At 65.8% G+C, this 17,083-nt stretch carries 6 protein-coding genes; 3 read left to right on the top strand and 3 right to left on the bottom strand.

Going from position 1 to position 17,083, the window contains the following annotated elements:
* Positions 1-25: 25 nt before the first annotated feature.
* Entirely contained in the window at positions 26-12,967 is a 12,942-nt protein-coding gene (locus ACTORR_RS22995; RefSeq protein ID WP_313364681.1) for a non-ribosomal peptide synthetase, read from the bottom strand.
* Between the two features lie 289 nt (positions 12,968-13,256).
* Between ACTORR_RS22995 and ACTORR_RS22990 the strand changes: the two genes are divergently transcribed.
* Entirely contained in the window at positions 13,257-13,787 is a 531-nt protein-coding gene (locus tag ACTORR_RS22990) for an RNA polymerase factor sigma-70 (protein WP_054884092.1), read from the top strand.
* 128 nt (positions 13,788-13,915) lie between these two features.
* Here the strand turns inward: ACTORR_RS22990 and ACTORR_RS22985 are convergent, their stop codons facing one another.
* Together ACTORR_RS22985 and ACTORR_RS22980 are read right to left on the bottom strand one after the other, a co-directional pair.
* Positions 13,916-14,929 carry a GNAT family N-acetyltransferase gene (locus ACTORR_RS22985; RefSeq protein ID WP_313364682.1) on the bottom strand — a complete coding sequence of 338 codons (1,014 nt, stop codon included), beginning with the start codon at positions 14,927-14,929 and terminating at the stop codon, positions 13,916-13,918.
* Positions 14,930-14,994: 65 nt separating this feature from the next.
* Entirely contained in the window at positions 14,995-15,795 is an 801-nt protein-coding gene (locus ACTORR_RS22980; protein ID WP_441343909.1) for a substrate-binding periplasmic protein, read from the bottom strand.
* Between the two features lie 164 nt (positions 15,796-15,959).
* On the opposite strand from ACTORR_RS22980, the gene ACTORR_RS22975 reads away from it, so the two are divergent.
* Both ACTORR_RS22975 and ppnP read left to right on the top strand, forming a co-directional pair.
* Positions 15,960-16,511 carry an exonuclease domain-containing protein gene (locus ACTORR_RS22975; protein WP_054884095.1) on the top strand — a complete coding sequence of 184 codons (552 nt, stop codon included), beginning with the start codon at positions 15,960-15,962 and terminating at the stop codon, positions 16,509-16,511.
* Positions 16,512-16,585: 74 nt separating this feature from the next.
* A complete protein-coding gene (gene ppnP, locus ACTORR_RS22970; protein ID WP_013973489.1) occupies positions 16,586-16,870 on the top strand; it encodes a pyrimidine/purine nucleoside phosphorylase in 285 nt (94 codons plus the stop codon).
* Positions 16,871-17,083: the final 213 nt, after the last annotated feature.

Raw genomic sequence — 17,083 nt, 5'->3', positions numbered from 1 at the left:
GGCCAGCACAGGCTAGCCAATCAACTTAAAGCCCTTCAAGCTCAGCCATCAGGTCGCTAAGCCGATCAGCCTTCGCCTCATCCACCACGCTCCCCTGCAACCCACGCACGTAATCGGCCAACGCCTCCACCGTGCTGCACTCGAACATCGCCCGCAGCGGCACGTTCAGCTGCAACTGCTTCTGCACCCGCGACGCGATCTGCGTGGCCAGCAGCGAATGCCCGCCCAGTTCGAAGAAGTTGTCATGCACCCCGACCCGCTCGGCCTTGAGTACATCGGCCCAGATAGCCGCCAGCACCGCTTCCAGCTCATCCCGCGGCGCCAGGTAGGCCTGGCTGTGCTGCCCGCCGATCTCGATGGCCGGCAATGCCTTGCGGTCAAGCTTGCCGTTGGCGTTGTGCGGCAGGCTGGCGAACCAGCCCCAGTGCAGCGGCACCATGTACTCGGGAAGCTGCGCACGCAAGCGCTGCTTGACCTGCTCCAGCAGCGCGGCATCGGCGGGTACACCCTGGTGTGCCACCAGGTAGCCAACCAGATGCTTGCCACTGGCACCCTCCTGCACCCCCACCGCCGCATCGCGTAGCTCGGCCTGCTCGTGGAGACGCGCCTCAATCTCGCCCAGTTCGATACGGTAGCCGCGAATCTTCACCTGATGGTCGATACGCCCGACATACTCGAACACCCCGTCCGGGCGCTGCCGCGCCAGATCACCGGTACGGTACAGGCGTTCGCCTGGCGCTCCGTGCGGGTGCGGGATGAACGCCAGTGCCGTGCGCACCGGGTCGCCGACATAGCCACGGCCGACGCCAGTACCTGCCACGCACAACTCACCCACCGCCCCCAGCGGTACCAGCGCCTGGTCCTCGCCATACAGGTACAGCCGGTTGTTGTCGGTCGGCGTGCCAATCGGCAGGTAGCTGCCACGGGTCGAGGCCATGTCGACGCGGAAGAAGGCCACGTCATCCGAGCACTCCGCCGGCCCGTAGGCATTGACCAGGCCGATCTGCGGATAGCGCAGCAGCCATTGCGCAGCCAGTTCCGGCGGCATCGCCTCGCCGGTCGGCAGCATCCAGCGCAGGCCATCGAGCGCCTGATGATCGTTGGCCAGCATGCCCTGGATCAGCGATGGCACGCTTTCCAGCACCGTGATACCGGTGGCCTGCACATGCGCCAGCAAACCTTGCGGGTCATGGGCGATGGCGTTCGGCACGATCTCCACCCGGGCGCCGAACAACGGCGCGGCAAGGAACTGCCAGACCGAAATGTCGAAGCTCTGCGAGGCGGTCTGGGCGATCACGTCATGCTCGCTCAAGGCCAGGTACGGCACCTTGCTCAGCTGGTTGTTGAGCATCCCGCGCTGCTCGACCATCACGCCCTTGGGCAGCCCGGTGGAGCCGGAGGTGTAGATCACGTAGGCCAGGTTGTCCGGCCCGCTGTGGATGCCTGGGTTATGGCTGGCGACGCTGCTGCCCTGCACCTCTTCCCACACCAGCAGCTGCGGCCGCGTCACACCCTCAAGTTGATCCAGCAACTGGCGCGCCTGCTCGGCGCAGGCTGCGCTGCACACCAGCACTGGCGTGCGGCTCAGTTCGACGATACGTTGCAGGCGCGCCGACGGCAGGCCTGGGTCCAGCGGCAGGTAGCCGGCGCCGGCCTTGAAGCTGCCGACGATCATGCCCAGCAGCGGCAAGCCCCGCTCGGCCAGCAGGGCAACCGGCTGGTCGATGGCCACGCCCGCACCAACCAGGGCATGGCCCAGGCGGTTGGCCGCGAGATTCAGCCCGGCGTAGTCATAAGACGCATCGAAGCAGCGGGCAACGGTGCGCTCAGGGTGGGCAGCCACCTGCGCTTCGAACAGTGCCACGTAGCTCTGCTCCAGCGGGTAGGCGTGCCCGGTGCGGTTGCAGTCGTCGAGCAGGAAGCGCTGCTCCTCCTCGCCCAGCAACGGCAATTCACTCACATCCCCTTCAAAGCCCTGCACCAGCGCCAACAGCAGGCGCTTGAACTCGGCCAGCAGGCGCTCGACGGTCGGGTAGTCGAAGTAGCGCTGGTCGAATGACAGGTGCAGGCCCAGGTCATCGCCCGGGTAGCACACCGCCGTCAACGGGAAGTTGGTGTGGGTGCGGCCCGAATCGGAGCTGGCGTTGAGGTGCTGGGCATGGTCGAGCACCGCCGTTTCCACCGGGGCGTTCTCGAACACGAACAAGCTGTTGAACAGCGGCTGGCCCTTGGGCAGTTCACTGCAGTCCTGGATCGTCACCAGCGGCAGGTACTCGTACTCGCGCAGCTCCATGTTGCGCTCCAGCACGCCCTGCAGCCACTGGCGCACGCTGCGGCGCTGGCCCGGCTCGGGCAGTTGCACGCGCAGGGCGATACTGTTGATGAACAGGCCGACCGTGCGCTGCATCTGCGGCAGGCTCACCGGGCGCCCAGCCACGGTAACGCCGAAGGCCACGTCGCGGTCACCGCTGTAGCGCGCCAACACCAGCGCCCAGGCCGCCTGGGCGAAGGTGTTGATGGTCAGCTGATGGGCCTGAGCCAGTTCGCGCAGGCGCACGCCATCACTCACCTCCAGGCGGGTGTAGCAGTCGCCCACCACCATGCCGTCACCGGCGTGGTCGTTGCGCAGCGGGCGGTCGCTGGGGAGGGCCGTGGCGCGCTCGAAGCCGGCCAGGTTGGCCTGCCACCAGTTGCGCGCTTCGTCCATGTCCTGGCGTTGCAGCCAGCCGATGTAGTCGCGGTAGCGCGGCGGCACCGGCAACTGGGCCTGGCGGCCTTCGCCGAGGGCCTGGTAGAGCACGAAGAAATCGTTCATCAGCAGCGAGCGGCACCAGGCATCGATGAGGATGTGGTGGTTGCTCATCATGAACCAGTAGCGCTGGTCATCGACCCGCACCAGGCGCAGGTGGAACGGCGCTTCCTGCAGCAGGGCAAAGCCCGCTTCCCGCTCCTGTTTGTGCAGGGCTTGCAGGCGCGCTTCCTGGGCCGCCTCATCAAGGCCGCGCCAGTCCTGATAGTCCACCGACGTGTTGCCCGGCTTGTGGATGATCTGCAGCATCGTCTCGCCAGCATTCCAGCTGAACGATGCACGCAGGGCTTCGTGACGCGCCACCACCGCCTGCCAGGCCTGGGCGAAACGTTGCGGGTCGAGGGCGCTGTTGATGCGGTAGCGGTCCTGCATGTAGTACAGGCCGGTGCCCGGTTCAAGCAGGGTGTGCAAGAGCATGCCCTCCTGCATCGGCGTCAGCGGGTAGACGTCTTCGATCTGCGCGGCGGGCACCGGCAGCGCGTCGATCTGCTGCTGGCTCAGGTGCGCCAACGGGAAGTCCGAGGGCGTAAAGCTGCCGTTGCCATCGGCCAGGCAGTGGCTGACCAGTGCCAGCAGCTCCTGGCGATAGGCCTCGGCCATCTGCGCGATGGTGCGCGCGTCGTAGCGTTCACGGCTGTAGGTCCAGCGCAGTTGCAAGGCACCGGCATAGACCTGGCCGTCGATGCTCAGCCAGTTCGGCAGCGGTGCATCCAGATCATGAGCAAGGCCTGCCGGTGCATCCAAAGGCTGGAACAAGGCGGCCTCGTCGAACTGCTGGTCGAACTGGCCCAGGTAATTGAAGGTGATGCGCGCCTGGGGCAGCGCCGCCATGCTTTCGCGGCTGACCTCATCGCCCAGATAGCGCAGCACGCCGTAGCCCAGCCCCTTGTGCGGCACCTGCCGCAGCTGTTCCTTGATGCACTTGATCGAGGTGGCACGCGCAGCATCATCTTCGCCGGCCTGCGGGTTCAGGCGCAGCGGGTAGGCGTTGGTGAACCAGCCGACGCTGCGGGTCAGGTCCATGTCCTCGAACAGGCCGTCACGGCCGTGGCCTTCGAGCTGCACCAGCACTTCCTGGTCACCGCTCCAGCGGCACAGGGTGCGGGCCAGCGCGGTCAGCAGCAGGTCGTTGACCTGGGTGTGGTAGGCCGCCGGTGCCTGTTGCAGCAACTGCCGGGTCTGTTCTGCGTCCAGGCCGATGGCCAGGGTGTCGGCATGCCGGTGCAGGTTGCCACCCTGCGGGTGATCGCACGGCAGCTCATGGCGCACGCTGCCAAGCTGGCCTTGCCACCAGTCCAGCTCGTCGCGCAGCGAATCGCTGCCGGCATAGCTGGCCAGGCGCGCAGCCCAGTCGGCCATGGCGTGGGTCTTGGCCGCCAGTGGCTGGCCGCGATACAGCGCCTGCAGGTCTTCGAGCAGCACACGCCAGGACACACCGTCGACCACCAGGTGGTGGATCGCCAGCAGCAGGCGCTGGGCGCCCTGCCCGTCACTGACCAGCAAGGCGCGCAACAGCGGGCCCCGTTCCAGGTCGAGGCTGCGCTGCACGTCGGTATACAGCGCCTGGCAGTCGGCGAAGTCGGCGACCGTGGCGGTCCACAGCAGCTGCTCGGCAGACACCGCCGCGAAGGCCGCCTGCCCCTGGGTGAAGCGCAGACGCAGGCTGTCGTGGTGCGCAACCAACGCAGCCAGGGCCTGCTCCAGGGTGTCGCGGTCCAAGGATTGGCGCGCCTCCAGCAGCACCGCCTGGTTCCAGTGCTGCGGCTGGGCGACGTCACTGTCGAAGAACCAGTGCTGAATCGGCGTGAGGCCGCTGCGCCCTTCGCGCGGGCCCTGCTCGATGCTGCTCGGCGCCGCACTGCGGCTGACCACGGCAGCCAGGGTCTGGATGGTCTGGTGCTGGAACAGGTCACGCGGGGTGAACTGCAGGCCCAGCTGGCGTGCACGGCTGACCACCTGAATCGACAGGATCGAGTCGCCACCCAGCTCGAAGAAGTTGTCCTGCACACCTACGCGGGACGTGTTGAGCACTTCGCGCCAGACGTGCGCCAGTTGCTCCTCCAGCTCATTGGCCGGCGCCTGGTAATGCTGGCGGGCCTGCTCCAGATCCGGCGCTGGCAATGCGTGACGGTCGAGCTTGCCGTTGCCCATCAGCGGCAGGCGCTCAAGCAGCACCAGGTGTGCGGGCACCATGTAATCCGGCAGGTGCTGACGCGCATCGGCCTTGACCGCTTCGCGCAGTCTGGCCTGCGCTTCGCTGTCGGCAGTGGCCTGCTTGCACACCAGGTAACCTACAAGCTGCTTGCCACCCGGCAGGTCGAGGGCCAGCACCACGGCCTCCTCGACATCGGTATGTTCCTGCAAGCGGCTTTCGATTTCGCCCAGCTCGATTCGGAAGCCGCGGATCTTCACCTGTTGGTCGGCACGGCCGACGTATTCCACCAGGCCATCGGCACGCAGGCGCACGAGGTCGCCGGTGCGGTACAGGCGCCCGCCATCGCGGCTGAACGGGTCGGCGACAAAGCGCTCGGCGCTGAGGCCCGGGCGGTCGTGGTAACCCTGGGCCAGGCCGGCACCGCCGACGTAAAGCTCGCCAATACCCCCTTGCGGCAGCAGGGCCAGGTCCTCGTCGAGGATGTAGGCGGTGCGGGCACCGATCACCCGGCCGATCGGCACGCTGCCAGCGTCGGCGGGCATCACCTCCGGCGCCAGGCAGGCCAGCGGCATGACCACGGTTTCGGTGGGGCCGTAAGCGTTGAAGAACTGCTGCGGGGCAAAGGCCTGGCGAATGCGTTGCAGGTGCTCGCCAGTCAGCGCTTCGCCGCCGGTGATCACCAGCCGCACCGGCAGTTGTTCACCCTGCCCGGCCAGGTGCTGGGCCAGTTGGCTGCCATAGCTCGGGGTGAAGCCGAGCACGCTCACCCGCTGCTCGCGCACCAACTGGCAGATGTCCTCGACGCCCCATTGGCCCTGGGCGCGCAGCACCACACGGGCGCCGCACAGCAGCGGCACAAGCAAGCGCTCGCTGGCCGCGTCGAAGTTGATCGAGTAGAAGTGCAGTTCGCAGTCATCGCTGCGCATGCCGAAGGCGTCGATCACCGCCTGGCAGTGCATGGCGATTTCGCCATGGCTGACCACCACGCCCTTGGGCTTGCCGGTGGAGCCGGAGGTGTAGATCAAATAGGCCTGATGCTGCGGCAGGTTTAAGTCATGCAGAGGCGCATCGCTGTAGGCCGAGAGGCTCGCGGCATCGTCCTCCAGGCTCCAGCGAGCTACCCCGCCGGGCAGTCCACCGAGGCTTTCGAGCAGTGCCCGCTGGCTTAGCAGCAGGCCGATGCGGCTGTCCTCGATCATGTAGCGCAGGCGGTCGAGCGGATATTCCGGGTCGAGCGGCACATAGGCGCCACCGGCCTTGAGAATGGCCAGCAGGCCGACCACCATCTCCAGCGAGCGCTCCAGCGCCAGGCCCACCCGCACCTGCGGGCCGACCCCGCGATCACGCAGGGCACGGGCCAGGCGATTGGCCTGTTGGTCGAGCTCAGCGTAGGTCATGTGCAGGCCGGCGAAGGTCAATGCAACCGCATCTGGCGTACGCGCAGCCTGGGCGGCGAACAAGCCGTGAATCGTCTGGTCGAGGGCGTAGTCCTGCTCGCCCTGCAACTGGCCAATCAGCATTTGCTGCTCGGCAGTGGCCAGCATCGGCAGCTCGCACAGGCGCTGTTGCGGGTTGTCGAGCAGGCCGACCAGCAGCTGCTGCCAGTGCTCGGCCATGCGTGCGATGCGCGGCTCGTCGAACAGGTCGCGGCTGTAGGTCAGGCAGCAGCCCAGGCGGCCGTCGAGGTCGGTGACCTCCAGGTACAGGTCGAACTTGGTGGCGCTGGCATCGTTGACCAGGTAATCCACCTGCATGCCCGCGAGTGTGCGGCTCTGCTGGAAGGCCCAGCGCTGCACGTTGCACATCACCTGGAACAGCGGGTTGTAGGCGCTACTGCGCGGCGGCTGCAGGGCCTCGACCAACTGGTCGAACGGCAGGTCCTGGTGCGACTGGCCTTCGATGGCGGCCTGGCGGACCTGCTCGAGCAAGGCGGCGGCGGTCATTTGCCCGTCCAGCTCGCAACGTAGCACCTGGGTATTGAGGAAAGCGCCGATCAGGCCTTCGCTTTCCGGGCGGATACGGTTTGCCACCGGCGCGCCGATGCGCAGGTCTCGCTGGCCGCTGTAGCGGTGCAGCAACGTGGCCAGGGTGGCGGTCATGGTCATGAACAGGGTCAGGCCACGCTGCTTGTTGAAGGCGTGCACGCGGGCGACCAGTGCCGGGTCGAGTTCGAAGCGGTAGAGCTCGCCACGGTGGCTCTGCACGGCAGGGCGCGGGCGGTCGGCGGGCAGCGCCAGTACCGGGTGCTCATCGCCGAGGCGGTCTTTCCAGTAGGCAAGCTGGCGTGCGCCTTCACCGCCTTCCAGCCATTGCCGCTGCCACACGCTGTAGTCCAGGTACTGCACCGGCAGCGGCACCAGTGGCGACTCGCGCTCATCGACGAAGGCTTCATAGAGCTCGCCCAGTTCGCGGGCGAAGATGTCCATGGCCCAGCCTTCGGTGACGATGTGGTGCAGGGTCAGCACGAAGTAGTGTTCACGGTCCTCGGTCTTGGCCAGACAGGCGCGCAGCAGCGGCCCGCGCTCCAGGTCGAATGGCTGGTGGGCCTGCTCGTCAGCCAGTTGTTGCAGGCGCTGCTGACGGATGTCGGCTGGCAAGGCCGTGAAGTCCTGCCAGTCCAGTTGCAGCCCGCTGTCGTCGGCCACGCACTGGTATGGCACGCCATCGATGCTGGGGAAGGTGGTGCGCAGGGTCTCGTGGCGCACGATCAGCGCCTGCAGGGCGCGTTCGAAGGCATCCACATGCAGCGCCCCGCGTAGACGCGCCATGCCGCCAACGTTGTAGGCCGGGCTGCCCGGCTCCATCTGCCAGAGGAACCACATGCGCTGCTGCGAGTAGGACAGCGGCACGGCCTGGCGGCGGTCGACCCGGGCGATTGCACCTTGCTGGTTGCGCGCACCGGCAGCGCGGACCTGGGCAATTACCTCGCAGAACGCAACCAGCTCGCTGGCCTCGAACAGCGTCTTGAGCGGCAGCTCGACATCACACACCTGACGGGTACGCGAGACGATCTGGGTGGCCAGCAGCGAATGGCCGCCGAGGGCGAAGAAATCGTCGTGCAGGCCGACCTGCGGCAGGTTAAGCACCTCGCGCCAGATGGCCGCTACCTGCTGCTGCAATGCGGTCTGCGGCTCGACATGGGCGCGCTGCTGCCAGACCGGTGCAGGCAGTGCCTTGCGGTCGACCTTGCCACTCGGGCCCAGCGGCAAGTGCTCCAGACCGATCAACTGAGCCGGCACCATGTATGCCGGCAATTGCCTTGCCAGTGTGGCCAGCAACACCTCGGCCGTTGCGTTTCCGCTGTAGTAACCCACCAGTTGCGCACCGACCGCGTCCTGCTGAATCAGCACCAGCGCCTGTTCGACACCCGCCTGAGCCAACAGGCACGCCTGCACTTCTTCAGGCTCGACGCGGAAGCCACGCACCTTGACCTGCTGATCGAGGCGACCGAGGTATTCCAGAGCCTCGCTTTGCACCTGCCAGCGGGCACGGTCACCGCTGCGGTACAGGCGCGCGCCGTTGCCGCCAGCCTGGGGCACGAAACGTTCGGCAGTCAGGCCCGGGCGGCCCAGGTAACCGCGGGCCAGGCCGGCACCGCCCAGATACAGCTCGCCCGGCACGCCAGGCGCAGCCAGTTCGAGTTCATCGTCCAGCACCCGACAGAGGACGTTACCCAGCGGGCGGCCGATCGGCGAACGCTCGCCATCGGCTGCCTGGCAATGCCAGTGTGTGACGTTGATGGCGGTTTCGGTCGGGCCGTAGCGATTGTGCAACTGCACCTGTGGCAACAGCTGCAGCACACGGTCACGCAACTGCGCAGGCAGCGCTTCACCACCGGAAAACACCCGGGGCAGGCTGTTGCAGCCGGCGGCCAGTGGCTCTTGCACGAACACCTGCAGCAGCGGCGGTACGAAGTGCAGCGTGGTCACGCCATGCTGCTGCACCAGCGTGGCAATGCGCTGCGGGTCGCGGTGCTCGGCAGGGCCGGCCAGGACCAGTTTGCAGCCAGTGATCAGCGGCCAGAAGCACTCCCACACCGAGACGTCGAAGCTGATCGGTGCCTTTTGCATCAGCACATCGCTTTCATCCAGCGCATAGCGGGCCTGCATCCACTGCAGGCGCTCGGCCAGCGCCGCATGGGTATTGCCCACGCCCTTCGGCTGGCCGGTAGAACCGGAGGTGTAGATCACGTAGGCCAGGTTGTCGCCATGCAAGTGCAGGCCCGGTGCCTGGCTGGGCCAGCTGTCGAGGTGCAGTTGATCAACGGCGATGGCGCTGACGCCATCGACCTGCGGCAACGTACCCAGCAGGCTGCTGTGGCTGAGCAGCAGGCTAGCCTGGCAATCGCCGAGCATGTAGGCCAGGCGCTCGGCCGGGTAGTCGACGTCCAGCGGCACATAGGCGCCGCCCGCCTTGAGGATCGCCAGCAGGCCGACCAGCAGCTGCGGCGAACGCTCCAGCGCGATGGCTACACACGTGTCGGGGCCGACGCCTTTGTCGCGCAGATAGTGCGCCAGCCGGTTGGCCTGCTGATGCAGTTCGGCATAGCCGAGGCTGCCACCGTCCCAGACCAGGGCGGTACGTTCCGGAGTCAGGCGCGCCTGCTCGTTGAGCTGCTCGACCAGCAAGCGCTGCGCGGCTGGCATAGGCGCCTCACCCCAGGCCAGCAGTTGTTCACGCCCCTGCTCGTCCAGCAGTTGCACATCGCCCAGCGGCAGTAGCGGTTGCGCGCAGACTTGCTCGAGCAGTGCCAGCAGGTGCTGGGCAAGACGCTTGACGGTGCTGACATCGAACAGCTCGGCAGCGTAGTCGAAGGCCAGGCTCAGGCGGCCCTGGTGGTCTTCTTCGCTGTGCAGTTGCAGGTCGAACTTGGCTTCGCGGCTGTGCCACGGCAGTTCTTCGGCGAGCAAACCCGGCAGGCGGCGCAACGCTGACAGGTCACGCTGCTGGTGGTTGAACATGACCTGGAACAGGCCCTGCTGGCGAGCGTCGGGCAGGGCTTCGAGCAATTGCTCGAACGGCAGGTCCTGGTTGGCCTGGGCGTCGAGGGTCGCGCCGCGCACCTGGGCCAGCAACCGGGCGAACGGCAGGCGGCCATCCAGCTGCGCACGCAGCACCAGGGTGTTGATGAAGAAGCCGACCATTCCTTGGGTTTCCTGGCGCGGGCGGTTGGCGTTGGGTACGCCGACGCGGATGTCGCCCTGGCCGGTATAGCGGTGCAGCAGCCCTTGCCAGGCGGCCAGCAGGACCATGAACAGGCTGGCCTGCTGTTCGCGGGCCAGGGCCTTGAGGGCGTCGGTCAGCCTGGCCGGCACTTTCACGCTCACGCGGGCAGCGCGGTTGTGCTGCTGGCTGGAGCGCGGCTGGTCCGGGTACAGGTCGAGCACTGGCAAGGCGTCGCCCAATGCGGCTTTCCAGTACGCCAGCTGACGTGCGCTTTCGCCCTCGGCCAGCCACTGCCGCTGCCAGCTGCCGTAGTCGGCGTAACCCAATGTCAGCGCCGGCAGCTGGGCGTCCAGGCCCTGGCAACGGGCGGCGTACAGTTTGGCGAATTCGTCGAGCAGGACATTCAGCGACCAGCCATCGGCGACGATGTGGTGCAAGGTCACCCACAGCTGATGGTCTTCGTCAGCAAGGCGCACCAGGGTCACGCGCAGCAATGGGCCTTGGGTCAGGTCGAATGGCTGCTGCGCCTCTTGCTCGCGGCGTGACACCACATGCTCGGGCGCCAGCCCTTCCAGGCCCAGGCGCCGAAGGGTGAACGGCTGCTCCGGCAGGACACGCTGCAAGGCCTGCCCGTCGGCTTCGCTGAACACTGTGCGCAGCGATTCGTGGCGCGCGACCAGCGCCTGGAACGCGGCTTCAAGTGCGGCTTCGTCCAGCTCGCCGCGCAGGTGCAGGCCGGCAGGAATGTTGTAGGCCGCAGACTGCGGCTCAAGCTGCCAGGTCAGCCACAGGCGGTTCTGTGCCAGCGACTGCGGCAAGGCCTGGCCACGCGCCAGCGCCGTGATAGCGGTGGGCCCACCAGCACCATCAGCCAGCATGGTGGCCACCTCAGCGCAGTACTCGGCCAGCGTTGGCGTCTCGAACAGGGTGCGCAGGCTCAGCGGGATACCTAGCTCCTCGGCCAGCCGTGCAGTGACCTGGGTGGCGGCGATGGAGTTGCCGCCCAGCAGCAAGAAGTGATCGTCAGCGGCAATCGCCTCGACCTTGAGTATTTCGCGCCAGATACCGGCGATACGTGCCTGCAGGTCATCGTCGCTTGCTGTGCCTGCAACCGGGGTGGCGGCCCGCGGGAAACGCGCATAGCAATCCAGGCTGCCATCATCCATGCGCAGGCGGCAGGCCGAACGCTGCAGCTTGCCGCTGGAGGTCTTCGGCAATGCACCCGGATTGAGCAGCAGGACCACGGCCGGCGCCTGGCGACAGGCATCGGCGACCACCTGGCGCAGGGCCTTGATCAGCGCCTCGGGTTTGACTGCCTTCTGCACGTTGCGGCTGATTTCCACCGCCACGCCGATGCCCTCCTCGCCCTGATCGTCGACCGCGAACACGGCTACCCGCCCCTTGCGCAGCCCTTCGACCTCGCGTTCCAGGGTCTTTTCCAGGTCTTGCGGGTAAAGGTTCTGGCCGCGAACTATCAGCATGTCCTTCAGACGCCCGGTGACGAATACTTCGCCGTCGCGCATGAAGCCCAGGTCGCCGGTGCGCAGCCAGGTCTGGCCGTCCATTTCGACGAAGGTGCGCGCAGTGGCTTCTGGGTTGCGCCAGTAACCCAGGGCGATGCTCGGGCCGCTGGCCCAGATTTCGCCTACCTGATTGTCGCCCAACACCTCCAGGCGCTGAGGCTCGACGATACGCACCGCATGGCCAGGCTGCGGGTAGCCGCAGCTCATCAGCACACTGCCCTGGCCGGCTTCGACACGGTTGGCAGCGAAGGCTTCGGCGTCCAGCTCCAGCGCACCGATGCCTTGGCCACGGCGGCTGCCGCTGACGAACAAGGTGGCTTCGGCCAGGCCATAGCTGGCAAAGAAGCTGCTCGGCTGGAAGCCGCAGGCGGCGAACGTGTCGGCAAAGGTGGCGAGGCTGTCCTGGCGAATCGGCTCGGAGCCGGAATAGGCCACGCGCCAGCGGCTCAGGTCGAGGCCTGCCAGGGCCGCCTCGCTGACCCGTTCGCTGCACAGCCGGTAGGCGAAATCCGGCCCGCCGCTGATGGTGCCGCCATACTCGCTGATCGCCTGCAGCCAGCGCAGCGGCCGAGCGAGGAAGTAGCCCGGCGACATCAGCACGCACGGCACGCCACTGAAGATCGGCTGCAGCAGCCCGCCGATCAAACCCATGTCGTGGTACAGCGGCAGCCAACTGACGATCACATCGTCCGGGTTGAGGTCGATGCCGAAGCCTGCGCGGATCAATTGCTCATTGGCCACCAAATTGCCGTGGCTGACCTGCACGCCCTTGGGCAGGGCGGTGGAACCGGAAGTGTACTGCAGGAAGGCGATGTCGCTCGCGCTCAATACCGGCGCGTACCATCGCTCGGCCAGCGCCGGGTCAAGCGCATCTACCGCGAGCAATTCCGGCGCGTTGTCGCCGCTCAGAGCTTCGAGATCCTGCAGGCTGCCGTGCAGCGCACCAACGGTCAGCAGCAGGCGCGGTTCGGCGTCGTCGATGATCGACAGCAGGCGCTCCTGGTGATGGCGGCGTGACGACTCCGGAGGATAGGCCGGCACGGCAATGACCCCGGCGTACAGGCAACCGAAGAACGCCGCCACGTAGTCCGGGCCACTGGGGAACAGCAGCACCGCCCGCTCGCCGACCCTGGCGCGGGCCTGCAGCGCCGCAGCGATGGTGCGCGCACGGGCATCCAGGTCGCGATAGCTGAGCACGGCCTGCTCGCCAGGGGCATCGGCCAGAAAGCGCAGGGCGATGCGGTCCGGGGTCTGCGCAGCGCGTTGCGCCAGGGCCTGGACCAGCGAGAGCGGGAGTTCGAAGGCGTCCGTCATGGGGGGTTCCTGCCAGTGTCTGGTTAAGTCGGGCTGGCTGCAGCGCACGAAGTTGGCGGGCAGCGGCCGGATGTACACAGGGGAACGGATGGGCGCGGCGGGAAATTAGCAGCGTCAGCGGGGGTACAAGGTGAACTGCATCACGTCGCTCGCTTTAGAACTGAAACGAATAGAAACTCATTAACTTTCGTATTTGACAATCATTATCATTATGAATAGCTTGTCGCACGTCGTAGGAAGCTTCCCCTCAAGGGGTGCTCCCTCCCCCCTTCGAGACAAGGTGATTTCCATGGCGGAACAACTATCCACAAGTAAGTGCGATTCACCATTACTCCAGGCATTCGTCGACAACCGCAGCATCCTGGTCAAGATTGCGGCGCGCATCACCGGCTGCCGCTCGCGCGCCGAGGACGTGGTGCAGGATGCCTTCTTCCGGCTCAGCGCCGCCCCGCAGATCACCTCGTCGTTCAAGGCGCAGCTCAGCTACCTGTTCCAGATCGTGCGCAACCTGGCCATCGACCACTACCGCAAGCAGGCGATGGAGCTGAAGTACTCCGGCAGCGAAGAGGAAGGCCTGAACGTGGTCATCCCGAACGCTTCGCCCGAAGCCACGCACATCAACCTGGCGGCGCTCGAACACATCGCCGAGGCACTCAACGAACTGCCCCAGCGCACCCGCTATGCCTTCGAGATGTACCGCCTGCACGGCGTGCCGCAGAAGGACATTGCCAAGGAACTGGGGGTTTCACCGACCCTGGTCAACTTCATGATCCGCGATGCCCTGGTGCACTGCCGCAAGACGGCCAGCCGGCAGGCCTGAGTACTGTTTGGGATTGCCGGGGGCGCTTCGCACCCCTTTCGCGACACAAGGCCGCTCCTACAGGAATCGCGCATTTCTGTAGGAGCGGCCTTGTGTCGCGAAAGGGCCGCAAAGCGGCCCCGGCGATCTCAAACCAGTTTGCAGCGATCGAAGAACCGCTCCCGCCCCAGAATCATCAGCGCCGCGCGCTTGTGCGGGAAGTCGAATTCCTTGTCGCAATGGAAGCACTGATCGTGCATGTAGCCGATCATCTTGCCGTTGTCGGCACGGGGCTCAGCCACCACCCGCTGGGTGCGCGGGTCGTCCAGGAACAGGTAGTGCACCAGCGCCGAAAGCCAGCTGGCGACCTTGTGCGGGCCCCGGTGCGCCTCTTCACCCACCAGCATGTGGATGCCACGGTCGTAATCATCGGCCGGATAGAACGGCGCAATGCGATCCTCCTTGGCCCAGTACGCTTCGAAGTAGGCGAACGGCTGGTCATCGAAGCAGCCGATCAGGGTCAGGGTATGCGGGTCGGCCTCAAGCTTCGTCAGGTATTCGCGGTGCTGCTCCAACGAGCCCGCCTCCTGCCAGAATTTTTCCACCCGCGGGTTGTTCTGCCAGCGGTTGAAGCGTTCGAGGTCCTGGTCGACTTCCAGGGTGCGCAACGACACCCAGGCACCCAGCCGCGCATCGAAGCGGCGATACACCTCGCCACGCGGCTTGGGTGCCCGGCGCGGGTGGCGCTTGCCGTTGCTGAACTGCATCTGCTGCGGGTAGACATCGCCGCTCGAACTACCCAGCCATGGCTGCGGCAACTGCCAGAACAAGGCGCGCTCGCACAAGTAGACGCCGGCGACTTCGCCGGCCACCAGCAAGCCGCTGGCCAAAGCTTGCGCAATACTCGTGGGCAAATGTACAGCCAGGCGCTGGCGAGCCGGATCGCGCGACAACAGCCAATAGCTGGCAGCCCATAACGCCTGCTGTGGGCGCTCCGGACACAGGCTCTGCACATGCACGTGCAGCGGATCACCCGGCTCCAGACGCAGCTGGATCAATGGGCGCCCTTCAAGGGACAGGCTCAACCGGCAGTCATCCTCCTCGGCATCGAGGCTGCGCCAGCGTGGGAGGTACAGGGGCTGCGAAGCGGCATCGAACGGCATGGTCTTGGCTCACGAAATAACGAAAGAAAGGCTCACTTGTCAGGACGTGGCCATGACCGGGGAATTTAGTCGTTCGGCGCGGCGACGGTGATCCGGTAGGGCAGGAAGATGCGCGTCAGTTCGCCGCTGTCGCGCAAACGACGCAGCAATTCGGCGAACTTCTGATCAGTGATCGGAGCACCAGGACGCAGCAACGCATAGTGGTGGTAGACCTGGTCGATGCGCTGGGAGGCGACCAGCTGGTCGAGGCTGTCGGGGTTGCGGGCCAGAAAGTCGCTCAGGTAGGAGCGTGTCACCAGGGCAATGTCGGAGCGGCCGGCCTGGACCATCAGCAGGTTGCTGTCGTGGGAATAGGTCAGCGTTGCGTTGTAGGCCTTGCGCAGATAGTTGGGGTCGGAATTGAAGTTGGCAAATGCGTAGTGATAGCCGTTGAACAGCGCCAGACGCTTGCCGCTCAGATTGTCGAAATAATGCTGGTCGCGGCCGTTGGTCTTCCTGGCGACGAACACTTCGGCATCCTCCAGGCCCATGTCCACCGTCTGGTGAGGGATCTGCTGCCAGCCCCATTCGGGGTTCTCGAAGATCGCCATGTCTGTGCGGCCTTGCTGGAAATCACCAAAGCGCCGCTGGATAGAGGTGGGCACCAGGACGAAGTGATAGTCCGGTTGCAAGCGGTTCAAGGCCTCCACCAGATGGGGCAGCAAGCCGGTATCGGCGCCTTGCTCGGGGCGCACGGTATAAGGCGGGAAATGCGCAGCGCCGATCTTCACCTCAATGGCATCGTCGGCCCACGCCGGCGCCGCCAGCCAAGCCGCAGCCAGCATCATCAAGGTGGAGAGCAACTTCAGGCCGGACGCTGGAGTCAAAACGGACGCTCATTACGGTTCATACCTAGGTTGCGCTTAAGCTAGGCGTTTTCCCGACGAGGCACAACTGCCGGTTATGCCAAAGTGAGGGCATTTTGCCAGGGGATGCCGTGTGGCCAGACATTGGCTACGCTGCTTTGGCACGTATGGCGAGGGAGCCTGGTATGGGCCACTGGTTGGTGATCGACCTGGAAGCCACCACCGATGACGGTGGCTGGCCGGTCACAGAGATGGAAATCATTGAAATCGGCGCCAGCCTGGTGACCCGCGAAGGCCGCGAAGTGGACCACTTCCAGCGCTTCGTGCGGCCCCGGCGTCGGCCGCAGCTGACACCGTTCTGCCGCGAGCTTACGCACATCAGCCAGGCCAGTGTCGACAGCGCCGCAGCATTCCCGGAGGTGTGGGAGCGTTTCGAGCGCTGGCTGGGGCACCACCGCGAGCAGTTGCAGGCCTGGGTCAGCTGGGGCGACTACGACCGCCAACAGCTGTTGCAGGAATGGCGCCAGCATGAGGTCGACAGCCTGCTGCGCGAGCTGCCGCACATCAACCTCAAGCAGCGCTTCGCCAAGGCTCGCCACCTGCAGCGCCCGGCCGGGCTCAATGGGGCGCTGCAACTGGCGGGCATGCACTTTTGCGGGCAGCAGCACCGGGCCCTGGAGGATGCCCGCAACACCGCACGCCTGCTGCCCTTGAGCCTGCCTGCGAACGGCACCTGAAAGCAGATGACGGGGCGAATGGGCTTGGGCATACTGGCCAGCCCTTTTTCACCCCCATTGTTCAGGAGTCGCCCATGTTCCAGGTCAACGAGTACTTCAACGGCACCGTCAAGTCGATCGCCTTCGCAGGCGAAGAAGGCCCTGCCACTGTGGGCGTGATGGCCCCGGGCGAATACGAGTTCGGCACCGCCAAGCGCGAGATCATGCATGTGGTGTCCGGCGCCCTGACCGTGAAACTGCCGGGTAGCGACAACTGGGAAACCTTCAACGCTGGCGACAAGTTCAACGTGCCGGCCGACAGCAAGTTCCAGCTGCAGGTGAAGGTAGATACCGCTTACCTGTGCGAGTACCGCGACTAATCTGCCCAAGCAGGGTGAGAGTGTTCAGGGTCAATCGGCCCTGCCGGCTTCAACCCCTGCTAACTATCTTCAGGTAAATCAGTTAAGCAATTTGGGGCTGCCTAGCGGCCCCAATGTGCCTTTACTGACTGGAATTACCCTTCAGGATGCCTTACATTCAAGCGCCAGCAAAAGCCTCACCAGCAAGACTCAGCGCCTCGGCCTGCGATTCCA

The organism is Pseudomonas sp. SAR267 (genome assembly GCF_052077595.1).
GTDB classification, from domain to species: Bacteria; Pseudomonadota; Gammaproteobacteria; order Pseudomonadales; family Pseudomonadaceae; genus Aquipseudomonas; species Aquipseudomonas vlassakiae.
Note: the sequence above shows the minus strand (reverse complement) of the source record. Positions and strands in the feature narration are given on the sequence as shown.